The sequence below is a fragment of the Paenibacillus sp. 19GGS1-52 genome (assembly GCF_022369515.1).
Lineage (GTDB): Bacteria > Bacillota > Bacilli > Paenibacillales > Paenibacillaceae > Paenibacillus_AQ.
Genome location: NZ_CP059724.1, coordinates 1599254 through 1613888, shown reverse-complemented (window position 1 = coordinate 1613888; position 14635 = coordinate 1599254). Strand labels below are relative to the sequence as shown.

Sequence of the window (14635 nt, the reverse complement as noted above, 5' to 3'; positions counted from 1 at the left end):
CTTACTCACTTCCCTCTTCTTTTGCTTGTGATTGTTCTTCTACTAATATTTGATCACGTGTCTTCCCTTGACTTACTCCATACTTCTTGGCGATCTGTGACAACTCGTTATATTGAGCCTCAGTTACTTTACCGAGGATGATACTGCGAGCCTCACGTTTCTCATCGATGGATAAGCCACCGCTGGCCAGTTCCTGTAGCCGTTTAATATCAGATACACTTAATTGTCCCATCACAATAGTAGCTACATCTGCCTTCTCTTTGACAGTTACATTCTTTTTAATTTCTTGAGCTTTATCCGTAGATACCTGTGCGGCATAACCATCTTTAGTAGTTCCTTTATCTGTGGTTGGAGTATTTGTCGGCTTGCTGGTTGCAGAGGCTACATTCTCTCCTGTAGTGTTTCCCGTAACCGGGCTACCTTCTGTAGGTAACGCTGTCGGGTCTGCCATTGGGTTTGCTGTGCTTTCCATGGTGGTACTATTATCGTTAGCCACTGTAGCAGGAGGCGTTATGCCGTCTTCTGGGATACCTTTTACGTTATTTTCTGATTCCAAGTCAAATCCTCCAGCCATGGAATTCATAAGTTTGTCCACAGCATAATTAGCTGCAAACAATCCAGCAACGCCTAGCACTACAATGATTGATAGAGTCCATAGCAATATCTTCTTCCATCTCTTGTTGAACATTGAGTATCCTCCATTACGAATTAGTTAACTGATGGCCACTTGCGATACTGGCTGCATCGGTACAATCTGATTAATCACTTCACGTATAGTTGCTCCATCTTCAGCCAACACACGTTCCAAACGCTTGAACTCCAGCTCCAGCTGATTTTGGCTAATGACATTGGGTCTGCCAATGAAGATCCGATCATTCTGCGTAGAGCTTAAGTTCTCTTCATCAGTCAGCAGCTCTTCATACAGCTTCTCACCAGCACGAATGCCGCTAAATGTAATCTCAATATCCTTATACGGCTCATAACCCGAGAGGGTAATGAGATCCTCCGCAAGTGTCAGAATCTTCACTGGTTGTCCCATATCTAAGATAAATACTTCCCCACCTATGGCAAAAGAACCGGATTGAATCACTAATTGGACAGCTTCCGGAATGGTCATGAAGTAACGTACCATCTCTGGGTGGGTCACAGTGACTGGACCACCAGCTGCAATCTGTTCCTTGAATGCCGGGATTACACTACCTCTGCTGCCAAGCACATTACCGAAGCGTACGACTGAGAACTTTGTTTCACTTGTTGTGTTCAAGCTCTGTACATACATTTCCGCTATTCGCTTAGTCGCCCCCATTACACTGGTGGGATTAACCGCCTTGTCTGAAGAGATCATTACAAATCGCTCTGCCGCAAATCTATCTGCACAATCTGCAACATTCCGTGTACCAAACACATTATTCTTAATCGCTTCAGATGGGTTGCGTTCCATCAAGGGAACATGCTTATGCGCTGCCGCATGAAAGACCAGCTGTGGCGTATGACTGCGGAAGACATCCATCATCCGCGTCCGATCCTGTACATCTGCTATAACCGTAACAATGTTCAGCCCTGGGAATTTCTTGCGCAGCTCCATTTCAATCGTGTAGATGCTATTCTCCCCGTGTCCTAGCAGCAGGAGATTAACAGGAGCAAAGGGGGCAATCTGGCGGCACAGTTCAGAGCCAATAGATCCACCTGCCCCCGTTACCAGCACCGTCTTGTTGTGGACATACCCCAAAATACTATTCAGGTCAGCAACAACCGGCTCACGTCCCAGTAGATCCTCCACACTAACATCCCGCAGCTTCTTAACGGATATCTTGCCAGTAATCAGGTCATTAAACGCCGGAATGATCTTCAGCTTGGCTCCAGTCTTCTTAGCCAGTTTAATGATCTCGGAAATTTCGGTACGCGAGACTGAGGGCATAGCGATAATAATCTCGTGAATCTCCCGTTCCTTCACGATGGAGGGAATGGTATAGCGATTACCTAACACAGGGATACCTAATATAGACATATGATACTTATTCGCGCTATCGTCGATAAAGCCAACCAGCTTGGTATGCGCAAACGAAGGTCCCATCATTTCTCTGGCGATCAGCGTCCCACAGTCACCTGCACCTACAATAAGTGTATGGGTCTGAGTCTCCTTATAATTGATCCGACCATTACGGAATATCCTCCACAAGAAGCGAACTCCACCCACCAGCACCAGAATGGTCTCCATTGCGCGTACTTCTACTCCAAAAGGCACCCGTGCCGGAAGAAGAATGAAGGCTATGCCGTAAGAGAGCACAGCTCCTACTAGAATAGCCTTTAGGACGGATACAATTTCTCCAATACTCGCATATTGCCACATCCGTCGGTACAGACCGAAATAGATCAGACTCCCCCCGTAGCTACGGTGGAGATCAGACCAAACTGAAACATTTGGATGATATACTCTGGAGGAATAGCATCATAGAACCGGAACACATAGGATGTCACAATACTGAACCAGATAATGGCCATATCAATCAGGAACAACATAAACACTCTGGATTTCGCTGTCATTTTTAGTGCCTCCAAAAACAACATATTTCTTCGTGCAATACTCTAATTTCCGTAGTAGTAATAGTAGTAGCCTTCACTGGCCTTACGTTTCACATTATTCAGTACCACACCCAGAATCCGTGCGCCAACCCGGTCGAGTCCAGCCTTGGCCTTCACAGCAATATCCCGCTTCACCTTGCCATAGCTAACGACCATAATGACACCGTCACTCTTGGAAGCGACAATCTGTGCGTCTGTAACGGCTAATAATGGAGGCGTATCAATAAGAATAATATCAAACCGATGACGAAGCTCCTGCAGGACAGCACTCATCCGATTGGAGGCCATCATCTCAGCCGGGTTCGGTGGAATCGGTCCGGAAGTCATAATAGATAGATTAGGAACCCCTGATTCTTGGATTGTATCTTCCAGATTCGCTTGCTGAGACAGCAAGGAGGATAATCCCAAGCGGTTACTCAATGAGAATGTCTTATGTGATGTCGGCTTACGCAGATCTCCATCAATTAACAGTACATGCTTATCAGCTTGTGCATAAGCAGCAGCGAGGTTAGCTGTTACAGTAGATTTCCCTTCCTCTGGACCCGAAGAGGTCACCATAATGATCTGGATTCTCTCATCTACAGAGGAGAAGTCTATGTTCGTACGCAGCGCCCGAAAGGCTTCGGATACAGGAGAACGTGGATTCGTAACCGTAATCAAGTGTCGTTGTTTATTTGGCAACTGTGACATGTTCGAGTTCACCCGCCTTTCTGGACTGTTGTGCCTGAAGCTGTGAATCTGTCTGTTTGGTCTCTTCTTGTCCCAGTCTAACAATCATCGCTAGCGTTGGCAGTCCTAGAATCTTCTCAATATCTTCTTCCGTCTTCAAGGTATCATCCAGATATTCCAGCAGGAAGGCTATCCCTAAACCAATCATTAATGAGACTATAAAGGCGATCGCAAGGTTTAACATTACATTCGGTTCTACTGGACCAGGTTGCACAGGTGGATTCACCTTGGCCTCATTCAGGATCGATACATTCTGAACATTGAACAGAGAAGGAATCTCTTGCTTAAACACAAGTGAAATGGCATTTACAATTTCAGCGGCTCTTGGATATGAATTATCTCGAACGACAAGTGTCATCACCTGCGTATTATTTACAGAGCTGACATTCACTTTACCTAATAACTCTTCTGAAGTGATATTGAACTGCGGATAGTTCTTAGTAACAATATCCAGGATAGCAGGTGTCTTAATAATTTCCTTGTACGTATTAATCAATTGAATATTCGTATTAATCTGATTCAAGTCAAGCTGTCCAGCCGTTGACTGAGTTGGAGTCTGGTTGACAATAATCTTCGTAGAAGCTTCATATACCGGATTCTTGATGTACAGACTGTATACCCCAGCAAGAATACACACTACTACTACTATGCTAACGATCAGCCATAGTCTCTTTCTAACGATCCGGAAATAATCGCGAAGATCCAATTCTTGTGATGACAAGTGAAATTCCCTCCAAAGTGTTTCTGTAATATTTCATTACCAATTCCAAAAAAACGCCCCCTTTCACCTGCATGAAAGGAGGCTCTTCACTGGCCTATTTATTTATTTGAAGTTAATTGTACGGTAGATAATGACTGCTGCTTCAGCACGGGTAGCTGTATTGTTCGGATTGAACTTGCCAGCATTGCCGATGACCAAGTTATGGCTTGCTGCGAAGGCAACGCCATCTTTCAGGGAAGCAGCGATCTTGGAAGCATCGCTAAAGCTGTTAAGTGCGGATGCTGGTGTTGCTTCAGTCAATCCCTTAACTGATTTCACTGCACGGGAGATCATAGTCGCCATTTCAGCACGAGTGATCGTAGCGTTAGGATCAAATTGGGAAGCACTGCGACCAGTAATGATACCCTTCTCAGCGGCAACTGCTACATATGGAGCGTACCAAGCGGTAGAACTCACATCTGAGAAACTTTCTGTTGCAGTAGTGTTCTCCAGATTCAGAGCACGAACGAGCATCTTCGCGAATTCAGCGCGAGTAACGTTGCTCTTAGGAGCGAACTTATCTGCGCCAATGCCTTCAATCGCACCTTTAGCGGCTACGACTTGAATTTGTCTTCCAGCCCATACTTGAACGCTTGCAATATCCGTGAACGTTACCTTGTTCTCAAGTACTGCATAAGAAGAGAAGGTGTCACGTGGTTCAATGATGAACGCGCCGTCAACTACGCCACCTTGGAACTGCAAGTCGCCGTATACTAGCTTCGCTACAGATAGCAGTTCTTTATCTAGTCCATCTACATTCTTAAGCGGCAATTTGATTGTCAGTGGTTGTTTGAATTTAGTTGTTGCTACTCCGCCAACGGTCAGATCAAATTCATATACATTTGAAGCCAGCTTCAGCTTAGTAACAGAAGTTACTGTGGTATCGGCTATAGTAGCAACAGTCAATTTAACTGCTGCACTGAATTGACCTACTGGAATTGTAATGGTCAGACCATTGACAGTAACAGCGATATTAGCAATACCTTTAGCTTTAGCAGCTTCAATGATAGCTTGGGACAATGGAACTTCAACGGATGCTGCGGTAACAGTTCCAAGATCAAGTGTTAATGTAAGGCCTGTCTTGACTGTGCTAGCTGCAACAAGTGCATCAAAGGCTTTCAGTACATCAGCGTCAACCAGTTTCAAAGTAGCTACTCCGTTTACAGTAGTAACCAGGCTGGCAACATTGTAGATTGCTGGTGCAGTAGTCGTAGTTGTTGTAGTTGTAGTTGTAGAGCCAGTTGTACCAGGATTAGTAGGAGCAACATAACCTAATCCATAAGCCTTAACATAAGCAAGAGCAAGTGCCTGTAATGCAGGCTTAGCAGCTACAATCTCTGTATTCAGATTACTAAAAGTTTGCTTCACGTCAGCTGAAGTAATACCCAGATTGTAAACTACCTGACTAACTGTCAATGCTCCAGATCCTGTTCTGAGGCTTAGTACTTTAGTTATAGCTTCATCAAGTAAAGCATCCTGACTTGTAGGATTGGCGATGATATCTACTAACTGTGATAAAGTCTTGCTACTTACCAACTTAACCAGCTCGACTTCAACGCCGCTCGTACCGAACAAGAAATCATTAAGATCGGCAAATGTAAGATCTTGCACGTTAGCTGCCAGGGCAATCTTGTTCAGCAGTTCAACGTTCTTATCGATATAAAGAGTATTCTTAATTACATCAGTGCCATCTGCATAGACATCATAGACTACGCTGGAAACACTTTTGAATAGATCATAGGAAGTTGTAACATCACCTGGAGTCAATTCAACCTTCGTCTTAAGCTTGTTCAGAATCGGTGCGAAGATCTCTTCGAAAGTATCTTGTGAAATTCCTGCAACCTCTTGTTTAAACTTGTAAAGGTATGTAGCATCTGTAGCCGTCAATTGTGCATACACTTTCTTAATCTTAGTAGTCACATCTGCGTTGCTAGTTGCTGCTGATGCTGTTCCGACGATTCCAAACTGTTGAGCCAATCCTTTACTGCTGAACGGAAATCCTGCAACTGATGCTGCTACCATACTTACTGCTAACGTTGATGCGGCTAATTTCTTCTTCAAATTCACTAGTTCATCCACCTCTTTATTGTATTTGTAATTCGGAATTGCCATTATTTACGCTTAAATTCCCCTTGTGAAGCTCATTCTGTCCTAATGTCTGCACATTTCAACAAATTATAACAATAATCCAGTAATACCCATTCTACCATCAATCTAGCGATTGGTCAGCCTTTGCGAGAAAAAAATCCGAACAATTTATGAACTATTGTTCTCGTTTGTGCATAATTCTCTTGAATAATCTCGTCATTCAACACTATTTTCTGCGCATTTTTGCGGAAATAACCGCAAATCTCTAAACCTAGCTCCTTCTCCAGGATTGAGTAGGCTTCCCTTAGTCCAAAAGGACGATTAGCGCTATCATGAGCATCTGAAGCTACCAAATGGACGAGATTCTTGCAGCACAGCTCCAGTGACAGCTTCTGAAGCTTGTTCCCTAGCACCCCTGCTAGGCTCTGTGCAGTTACCTGTCCCAGTGCACCCAGCTCTATTAATCTCTCCAATTGGGAAGGATCGGCAGCAACGCCAGCGTTACGCTCCGGATGGGCGATGACCGGGATGAAGCCCTGAATGATCAACTCATGGCAGACTTCCTCCATATTGCGCGGAACACGCGACGAGGGCATTTCTAATAAAATATAACGTGAACCCGCGAGACTAAGTAATTGCCCCTGCTCTAGATCATTAAAAAGATCATCATATATCCGAATCTCCTGACCTGGAAGAACGATCAGTGGGTTGCCGATCTGACGAAGTCTCTCATTCAGTTCGATTACAGCTTGTCGGATCTCAGAGGCTGGATTCATGTACATTCCGTTGGCATGATGGGGCGTGGCAATGACGGTTGTTATCCCGTCTCTATTGGCATCCTGTGCCATGGCGAGAGCGGCTTCCCAATCAGCGGCTCCGTCATCTCTAAAGGGTAAGATATGGCTATGAATATCTATCATATCTTTTCTATCGGTCCTTCCCTGCTAAATCTAAAGGTTTACGGCAAAAAAATACAACCATTTCACTAGGAAATGATTGACAAATGGACTCGCTCTATTGTTAAACCTAGGCCTCCAGCTGAAATAAACGCTGAGTTATAATCTGTAATTCACGGTCAATTTCTATGAGCTCGGCTTCAAGATAGATAACATTCCGCATATCAAGTAATACATTGGTCTTCCGGCGCAACTCCTCAATCTCCCGTTCTACAGCTTCGGATTGATATAACCGCATCATTTCGGCCACGGAGTGCTTATGTTGATATACCGTCTTGCTACCGTGCTGTGTAAGCTCAGAGATTCGGCGGACCGAGCCTTGCTCATAATAATACATCATTGTGAATCCTTTATAAATTCTGTTCACCGTTCCGGTGCCCTTGTAAGTAATGAATAGTTTGCGGACTGCGTTATTCAGATGAGGATTCACCACCTGGCAGGAAAGCGCACAGACGTAAATACTTCCTTTGCGTTCAAAGGACAAGTGAACTTCCTCTCCCTCAGCCTCCTCCAGCACAATCTCTTGTTCTCCGCCCCCTAGCACCTTCACACGGTGGCTAATATAACAAGTATCTGCTGACAGCAGGAACTGGTTCAACTGAAATTCTGTCATCTGCAAAGTGGCGTTCACATATTCCGTAGCTAATCGCTGAGCCATAATAATCCCTCAATTCTTTGTAACAATCTAATAGCATGATTATACAATGAAGTGCCTTTTCATTTCTCTTACGAAGGATTATGAAATTCCCCCATAATTGATCTTAAAACGGGAGGATTACGGTTCAGCTAGTCAATTCATAACACTTACTCACTATTCTGTTAGAATAACGCGTTATTCCTAGCTAGTTCACAGGGAATTCCGTACTTAAGCTTCGTCTCCAGCGTCCTGAACTACCGGAGCCTCGTCCTCGTTCACTCCTGAAGCCTCTTCTGCGTCAGGTACAATATACCCATCGACTAATTCCCATAACGCATCCTTACCCAGACCAATCTCCGCAGAGAAAGGTATGAAGTTATCTCCTGGCAGAACGCCAAGCCCCTGCTTCATGATCTTAATATGCTTGTCCCAGCGGGTCTTTGGAATCTTATCGGCCTTGGTAGCCACTACACACATCGGAAGATCATAGTGCTTTAGCCAATCGAACATCATCTTGTCATTCGCACTCGGCGGATGGCGAAGATCTACAATGAGCAGCACGAGTCTTAACGTCTCACGCTCGGACATATATTTCTCGACCATCTTGCCCCAGGATGCACGCTGTGTCTTGGACACTTTGGCATACCCGTAACCTGGGAAATCGACGAAATACATTAATTCATTGATAAGGTAATAATTCATATGCTGTGTCTTACCCGGAGTGGAGCTTGTCCGCGCCAGATTCTTGCGGTTAATCATCTTATTGATTAGGGAGGATTTCCCTACGTTGGAGCGCCCTGCCAGAGCAATCTCCGGCAGGCCATCATCAGGGTATTGATCAGGGCCGACGGCGCTGATTATGAAATCGGAACTGTTAACTTTCATAGGTCTTCCTTTCTAATGCACACTGCTAGGTGGCTCAATGCTAATCTCTATCTGATGTTCTTGGTGTTCCTTATGTTCCTTGTGTTTCTTGTGATCTACAAGCGCGTGCAGCAATACCTGATCCATATGGGATACTGGTACAAACTCCATGTCATTACGTACACTCTCTGGTATTTCCTTCAGATCGCGCTCATTATCCTTGGGAAGCAGAATCTTCTTGTATCCAGCCCGGTGGGCTGCAAGAATCTTCTCTTTCAAACCTCCGATAGGCAATACACGTCCGCGCAATGTGATCTCTCCGGTCATGGCCACATCCTTCGAGACATAACGTTTCGTCAGTGCGGAGATCAAGGCTGTAGCAATCGTAATTCCTGCAGACGGACCATCCTTCGGAATTGCTCCTTCAGGAATGTGGATATGAATATCAATCTTCTCATAAAAATCAGGCTTCAGTCCCAGCTCCTCCGCCTTTGAACGGGTATAGCTGAAAGCGGCCTGCGCCGATTCCTTCATGACATCGCCAAGCTGGCCAGTAAGCGTCAGCTTGCCGGTCCCCTGCACAACCGTTACTTCGATCAATAGCGTATCGCCACCGACCTCAGTCCAGGCCAGCCCGGTCACGGTACCGATCTGATCCTCCAGCTCCGCCATGCCGTACCGGTACTTCGATGCACCAAGATAATCCTTGATGTCATCGGGTAGAATAGTCACAGTTTCTTTCTCATTGGACACGATCTGCTTCGCGGCTTTGCGGCATAAGGCCGCAATCTGCTGTTCGAGATTACGCACACCGGATTCCCGAGTGTATTCACGGACAATGCGCAGCAGGGTATCGTCCTTGATTGTCAACTGTTCTTCCTCCAGCCCGTGGCCCTTTCTCTGCTTCGGCAGCAGATAACGACTAGCAATCTGCAGCTTCTCCAGTTCCGTATATCCGGGAATGTACAGCATTTCCATGCGGTCCAGCAAAGGACGCGGGATGTTATGCACAGCATTGGCTGTCGTCACGAACATGACGTTCGACAAATCGAAAGGCAGCTCGATGAAATGGTCGCTAAATGTATTGTTCTGCTCCGGATCGAGCACCTCCAGCAGCGCTGCTGAAGGATCGCCGCGGAAATCTGCCGCCATCTTATCAATTTCGTCCAGCAGGAAGACGGGATTAATGGTCCCCGCTGTCTTCATGCCCTGGATAATCCGGCCAGGCATCGCGCCTACATAGGTACGGCGGTGACCACGAATCTCCGCCTCATCCCGCACGCCGCCGAGCGAAATGCGGACAAACTTACGATCCAGTGAACGAGCGATAGAGCGAGCCAGTGATGTTTTGCCGACACCAGGAGGCCCTACCAGACACAGAATTGGACCCTTAAGCTTCTTGACCAGCTTCTGAACTGCGAGATATTCCAGCACACGTTCCTTCGGCTTCTCCAGTCCGTAATGATCCGCATCCAGCACTTGCTCTGCCTTCTGGATGTCCAGATCATCCTCGGTCCATTCGCTCCAAGGGAGAGACAGCAGCCAGTCCACGTAATTACGGATTACGCCGCCTTCAGCCGAGCTTGCCGGCATTTTTTCCAGACGGTCGATTTCCTTCTCAATCTTCTCTTTCACGCGTTCCGGCATATCCTTTTCTTCCATCTGAGCCCGCAGCTCATCCGCTTCTCCAGCTCGGCCTTCCTTCTCGCCCAACTCTTTCTGGATGGCTTTCATCTGCTCACGCAAATAGTATTCTTTCTGCGTCTTTTCCATCTGTTTCTTCACACGCTGGTTAATCTTACGTTCGAGCTCCAGCACCTCACGCTCGTTATTTAGAATATCTAGCAGCTTCTCCAGACGTTTGCGGACATCGATCGTCTCCAGAATCTCCTGCTTATCCTTAATTTTCAGCGCCAAATGACTCGTAATCACATCGGCAAGCCGGCCAGGCTCTTCGATATCCGATACAGCAGCTAAGGTCTCCGGTGTAACCTTCTTAGACAAAGTGATATAGTGCTCGAACTGATTCAGAACAGAACGCATTAATGCGTCACTCTCCTGGTCACCGCCCTCTTCTTCCGGAAGCTCACGCGCCATGACCTCATAGTACTCCTCATTGTCTGTATAATGAAGAATTTCGGCCCGTTCCACACCCTCCACCAGCACACGAATCGTGCCATTGGGCAGCTTCAGCATCTGCCGTACGTTTGCAACGGTGCCAACCCGAAATATATCTTCCTGCCCCGGTTCTTCAATATTAACTTCTGACTGAGAACAGAGGAGAATTAAGTTATCTTCAACCATAGCTTTTTCCAGCGCCCGAACTGATTTCTCGCGTCCCACATCTAGGTGAAGAACCATGCTAGGATACACAAGAAGACCTCTAAGCGGCAATAAAGGAAAACGACGACCTTTGGATTTGTTGGGTATCATCGCTTTCGCACCTCCCATGGTTCTTAAGTAGTGTCATATGTACTCATTCTAACAAAAGCAGCCTCAAAACACCAACGGCCTCGCTGCTCAAAGCGATAGTGTTCTAACATTTTCCATTAGGCGTTGCCCTTAACTCAACTATGACCCTTGTTTTATGAGGCAACGCCTTATCTTAACGTACTTCAGCAGGCTAATCTATATTAAAATGTACGATGTATCAAGAAGAACGACTTCGCTGTCCTATTATGGACGGTACCCGCTTCTTCGAGAACTATCAGATTAAGTAAATTATCTGTGAAACATATCAACCCTGATATTTCAAAAAAAGAAAGCGACAGATGATCTGCCGCTTCTCCTTTATAGTTATCGTCGGTCAGCCTTTTGCTATCTCTCCCGCAGCATCAGCCTTCAGAAGTGAAGACGCAGTCGAGAACGTCTCTCCTGCCACCGCAGGCAGTCTCACATCGGCGGTGTGGGCGCCAAACAGGTGACGGAACACTTCCTCCACGGTCTCCACTGGAATGACCTGCAGCGGTGCGAGATCGGCGAAGAGTGTCTGCCAGTTTTCTTTTGGAATAAGCACTGTTGTGGCTCCCGCTTGAAAAGCTGCCTCCACCTTGGCAATGACTCCTCCGACTGGCTTCACCCGCCCATGGATACCGATCTCCCCGGTGATTGCTACTGTATTATCCACCGGTAAACCCCGGATTGCGGAGACGATGGCCACCGCCATTGCAACTCCTGCCGACGGTCCATCAATCGGTGTTCCGCCAGGAAAATTCACATGCAGATCATAACGATCCGGCTCCAAATTCATTCTGCGCAGTACAGTCAGCACATTCTCCACTGAGCCTCTGGCCATGCTCTTTCGCCGGATCGTGCGCGAGCCTCCACCAATCTCTTCTTCATCGACAACTCCGGTCACATTCAGCCTGCCCTGACCTTTGGCGGCGGGTGCGGCTGATACCTCAATTTCCAGTAGTGTTCCCATACCGGGCCCGTACACCGCAAGCCCATTCACTAATCCTATCTGCGGAGTAGTCGGAATCTTGCGCTCCGTACGCAGCTGCAGCTGGCTGCTGCCCGCTACCCACTCAACATCAGCAGCGTTCAGCGTATCCCGCTGCTCTGTCAACGCCAATCCCGCAGCCAACTGGATCATATTGACTGCCTCGCGACCATTCGTGGCATATTGCTGCACTACCATAACGGCTTCCGGACTCGGCTTCAGGCCGATCTTCTGTATGGCATCCCGGCCAATAACCGCAATCTCATCCGGCAGCAGCGGACGGAAATAGATCTCCATACAGCGGGAACGTAGCGCAGGCGAAATCTCGTCTGGTGAGCGCGTAGTTGCCCCGACCAGCCGGAAATCCGCGGGCAGCCCATTCTGAAAAATATCATGGATATAAGCAGGTGTATTGCTATCCTCTGAGTTATAATAAGCACTCTCCAATAGCACCTTTCGGTCCTCCAGTACCTTAAGCAGCTTATTCATCTGAATCGGATGAAGCTCTCCGATCTCATCAAGAAACAATATTCCTCCATGCGCTTTGGTTACAGCGCCCGGCTTCGGCTGCGGCACCCCTGCCACTCCCATCGCTCCAGCCCCCTGATAGATCGGATCATGCACTGAACCGATGAGCGGATCGGCAATACCCCGCTCATCGAAGCGGGCAGTGGTAGCATCAATCTCAGTGAACTTAGCATCGCTCTTGAAGGGAGAGAAAGCATTTTTCTTCGCTTCCTCCATAACTACACGTGCGGCAGCAGTTTTCCCTACCCCCGGCGGACCGTAGATGATCACATGCTGCGGATTAGCGCTGCATAAAGCGGCCTTTAAGGCGCGCAGGCCATCTTTTTGCCCAACAATATCTCCAATTGAAGCTGGTCGTGTCTTCTCCGACAATGGCTTGGTCAGGGAGATCATCCGCATTTTCCGCAGCTTATCCAGCTCCTTGCGCGACTCCCGGTCCACCGCTGTCTTATTGCTCTTCTGTCCCCGCAGCAGGTTCCAAAAATAAACGCCGATAACCAGTGCAAAAAAGAGCTGCACGATCATCAGCAATAAACTTAATCCCATAGGTCATCCCCCTGTTTCATTTCAGTCTACCTTTCCTAAACCTCGGCTACTACTAGGTAGTATAGCCGTTTCGGTAATTAGTAAACGTTTCTAGGCGGATTTGTTACCCACGGGCAAACTGTTGCAGAGTATTCAATAAAGTATGACCCACTCCATAAGTATCAATCCCAATAATAAAGAACATCACGTGCCAGCATGTACCCAACTATTCTGATACCTCTCCCCACTTTCACAGAGTTAAGCCAGCCTTTATCGCATAATTTCGAGAGCATTAAACGTACCGTTTTGGGGTCCATTTCAAAATAGTCCGCCACATCTTTGGGCCGAATCATTCCAGTATGTTGAACGGCGAAACGGATGATTTCTTTCTCAATAAGCAATACTCTACCTATCGGCGCCCCTAGGGTCTGATATCTGCTCAGCACCATACGCAGCAGCGTGATGCACAGTTCAGGACGTTGCTCCACGTCTTCGTAAGAAAATGAAAGGACTTGATACCCTAATCCACTCAGAAAAGTTTCGCGATTCAGCTCATTGCTATATTTTTGCCTGTCCATGTCTCTTACATGAGTAGCAAAGCCTTTAATCTCCAATAAGATCTTGACGGGACCCGGCAAGAAAGCAAAGTCTGCAAAATAAGAACGTCCACGCCAATCCAGTATCTCATACTCAGGGTGCAAATCATCGAAATTACTACGCAGGGGCCACCAAACATTCCTTAAAAACAACTCTTCCGCATGCCGATGCCCTCTCTCCAGCCTCCCACGTCGTTCTCCTGTTCTACAGGCCACATACTGCTGAATAAATTCCTCATGCGCTTGTTCGTAATTCATTTGTTCTTCCTCCATTCAAGATATAAGTGAAAAAAACAAATGCATATGTAGAAACCCTGTCGAGTTACAGGGAATTTCTCCCTTTAAATATTAAGAATTATCTAGAAAAGCACATTTAGCGGAGATTTCTCCCTCTAATTTTCAGGAAATACCCCGTTTTAGCTATATATCCTGATTTTAGAGGGGGAAATTCCCTCTAATGACCGTTTAAAGCTCTTTTTCGTGATTTTAGAGGGAGAAATTCCCTTTAATTCAATAATGTCCTTCTAAGGCGACCCCGAGTGGTTGATTACGACGGCTAGGCGCGATGGGTGTAGACGGTACAGAGTAAAGAGTACAGAGTAAAGGGTACGGGGTCGACGGCACAGCATAGTGGGTACTTGGGCACTGGATAAACAGCACGGCGCAATGGGCATTGGGTAAACAGCACAGTGGGTACTTGGGCAGTAGATAAACAGCACAGCGCATTGGGCATTGGGCACTGGGCACGGCACAATGTGCACGGCGCAATGGGCACCACTGGACACTGGGTTCAGGGTAACAGCACGACGGTAGACCGTTAGATAAAAAAAACGCCCCATTAGCGCAGCCGGATAAACCGGTGCACAATGGGGCGTTCTTCGCCACAGCAGTTATGAAATAACTAAAATTTCAATAAGCAATAAATTT

Annotated in this window: 13 protein-coding genes; 1 reads left to right on the top strand and 12 read right to left on the bottom strand. The window is 46.8% G+C overall.

The window, feature by feature from the left end; translation table 11 throughout:
- Position 1 precedes the first annotated feature (1 nt).
- From H1230_RS07580 to H1230_RS07530, 12 genes are all read right to left on the bottom strand, one after another.
- Entirely contained in the window at positions 2-688 is a 687-nt protein-coding gene (locus H1230_RS07580) for a hypothetical protein (protein WP_239714910.1), read from the bottom strand.
- Positions 689-712: 24 nt separating this feature from the next.
- Positions 713-2350: a polysaccharide biosynthesis protein gene (locus tag H1230_RS07575; RefSeq protein ID WP_345773409.1), complete on the bottom strand. Its 1638-nt coding sequence runs from the start codon at positions 2348-2350 to the stop codon at positions 713-715.
- Between the two features lie 23 nt (positions 2351-2373).
- Complete coding sequence (locus tag H1230_RS31520) at positions 2374-2544, bottom strand: hypothetical protein (protein WP_345773408.1); 171 nt, start codon at positions 2542-2544, stop codon at positions 2374-2376.
- A gap of 42 nt (positions 2545-2586) precedes the next feature.
- Positions 2587-3273 (bottom strand): CpsD/CapB family tyrosine-protein kinase, encoded by a 687-nt coding sequence (locus H1230_RS07570; RefSeq protein WP_239714909.1) that lies wholly within the window; start codon positions 3271-3273, stop codon positions 2587-2589.
- On the bottom strand, positions 3254-4033 hold the full coding sequence (locus H1230_RS07565) for a YveK family protein (protein WP_239714908.1): 780 nt from the start codon (positions 4031-4033) through the stop codon (positions 3254-3256). The genes H1230_RS07570 and H1230_RS07565 overlap by 20 nt, the downstream gene beginning before the upstream one ends.
- Positions 4034-4135: 102 nt before the next feature.
- Positions 4136-6139, bottom strand: a complete 2004-nt coding sequence (locus tag H1230_RS07560; protein WP_239714907.1) for an S-layer homology domain-containing protein — start codon at positions 6137-6139, stop codon at positions 4136-4138.
- Positions 6140-6297: 158 nt separating this feature from the next.
- Positions 6298-7080 carry a tyrosine-protein phosphatase gene (locus H1230_RS07555; protein ID WP_239714906.1) on the bottom strand — a complete coding sequence of 261 codons (783 nt, stop codon included), beginning with the start codon at positions 7078-7080 and terminating at the stop codon, positions 6298-6300.
- 106 nt (positions 7081-7186) lie between these two features.
- On the bottom strand, positions 7187-7774 hold the full coding sequence (locus tag H1230_RS07550; protein WP_239714905.1) for a non-ribosomal peptide synthetase module: 588 nt from the start codon (positions 7772-7774) through the stop codon (positions 7187-7189).
- Between the two features lie 207 nt (positions 7775-7981).
- The gene (yihA, locus tag H1230_RS07545) at positions 7982-8638 is read right to left on the bottom strand and encodes a ribosome biogenesis GTP-binding protein YihA/YsxC (protein ID WP_239714904.1); all 657 of its coding nucleotides are present in this window, start codon (positions 8636-8638) and stop codon (positions 7982-7984) included.
- Between the two features lie 12 nt (positions 8639-8650).
- Positions 8651-11050 (bottom strand): endopeptidase La, encoded by a 2400-nt coding sequence (gene lon / locus H1230_RS07540; RefSeq protein ID WP_239714903.1) that lies wholly within the window; start codon positions 11048-11050, stop codon positions 8651-8653.
- 373 nt (positions 11051-11423) lie between these two features.
- Positions 11424-13133 carry an ATP-dependent protease LonB gene (lonB, locus tag H1230_RS07535; protein WP_239714902.1) on the bottom strand — a complete coding sequence of 570 codons (1710 nt, stop codon included), beginning with the start codon at positions 13131-13133 and terminating at the stop codon, positions 11424-11426.
- 161 nt (positions 13134-13294) lie between these two features.
- Complete coding sequence (locus H1230_RS07530; RefSeq protein ID WP_239714901.1) at positions 13295-13966, bottom strand: hypothetical protein; 672 nt, start codon at positions 13964-13966, stop codon at positions 13295-13297.
- Between the two features lie 431 nt (positions 13967-14397).
- Here H1230_RS07530 and H1230_RS31380 point away from each other — a divergent pair, with 431 nt between their 5' ends.
- Entirely contained in the window at positions 14398-14529 is a 132-nt protein-coding gene (locus H1230_RS31380) for a hypothetical protein (RefSeq protein WP_275591159.1), read from the top strand.
- Positions 14530-14635 lie beyond the last annotated feature (106 nt).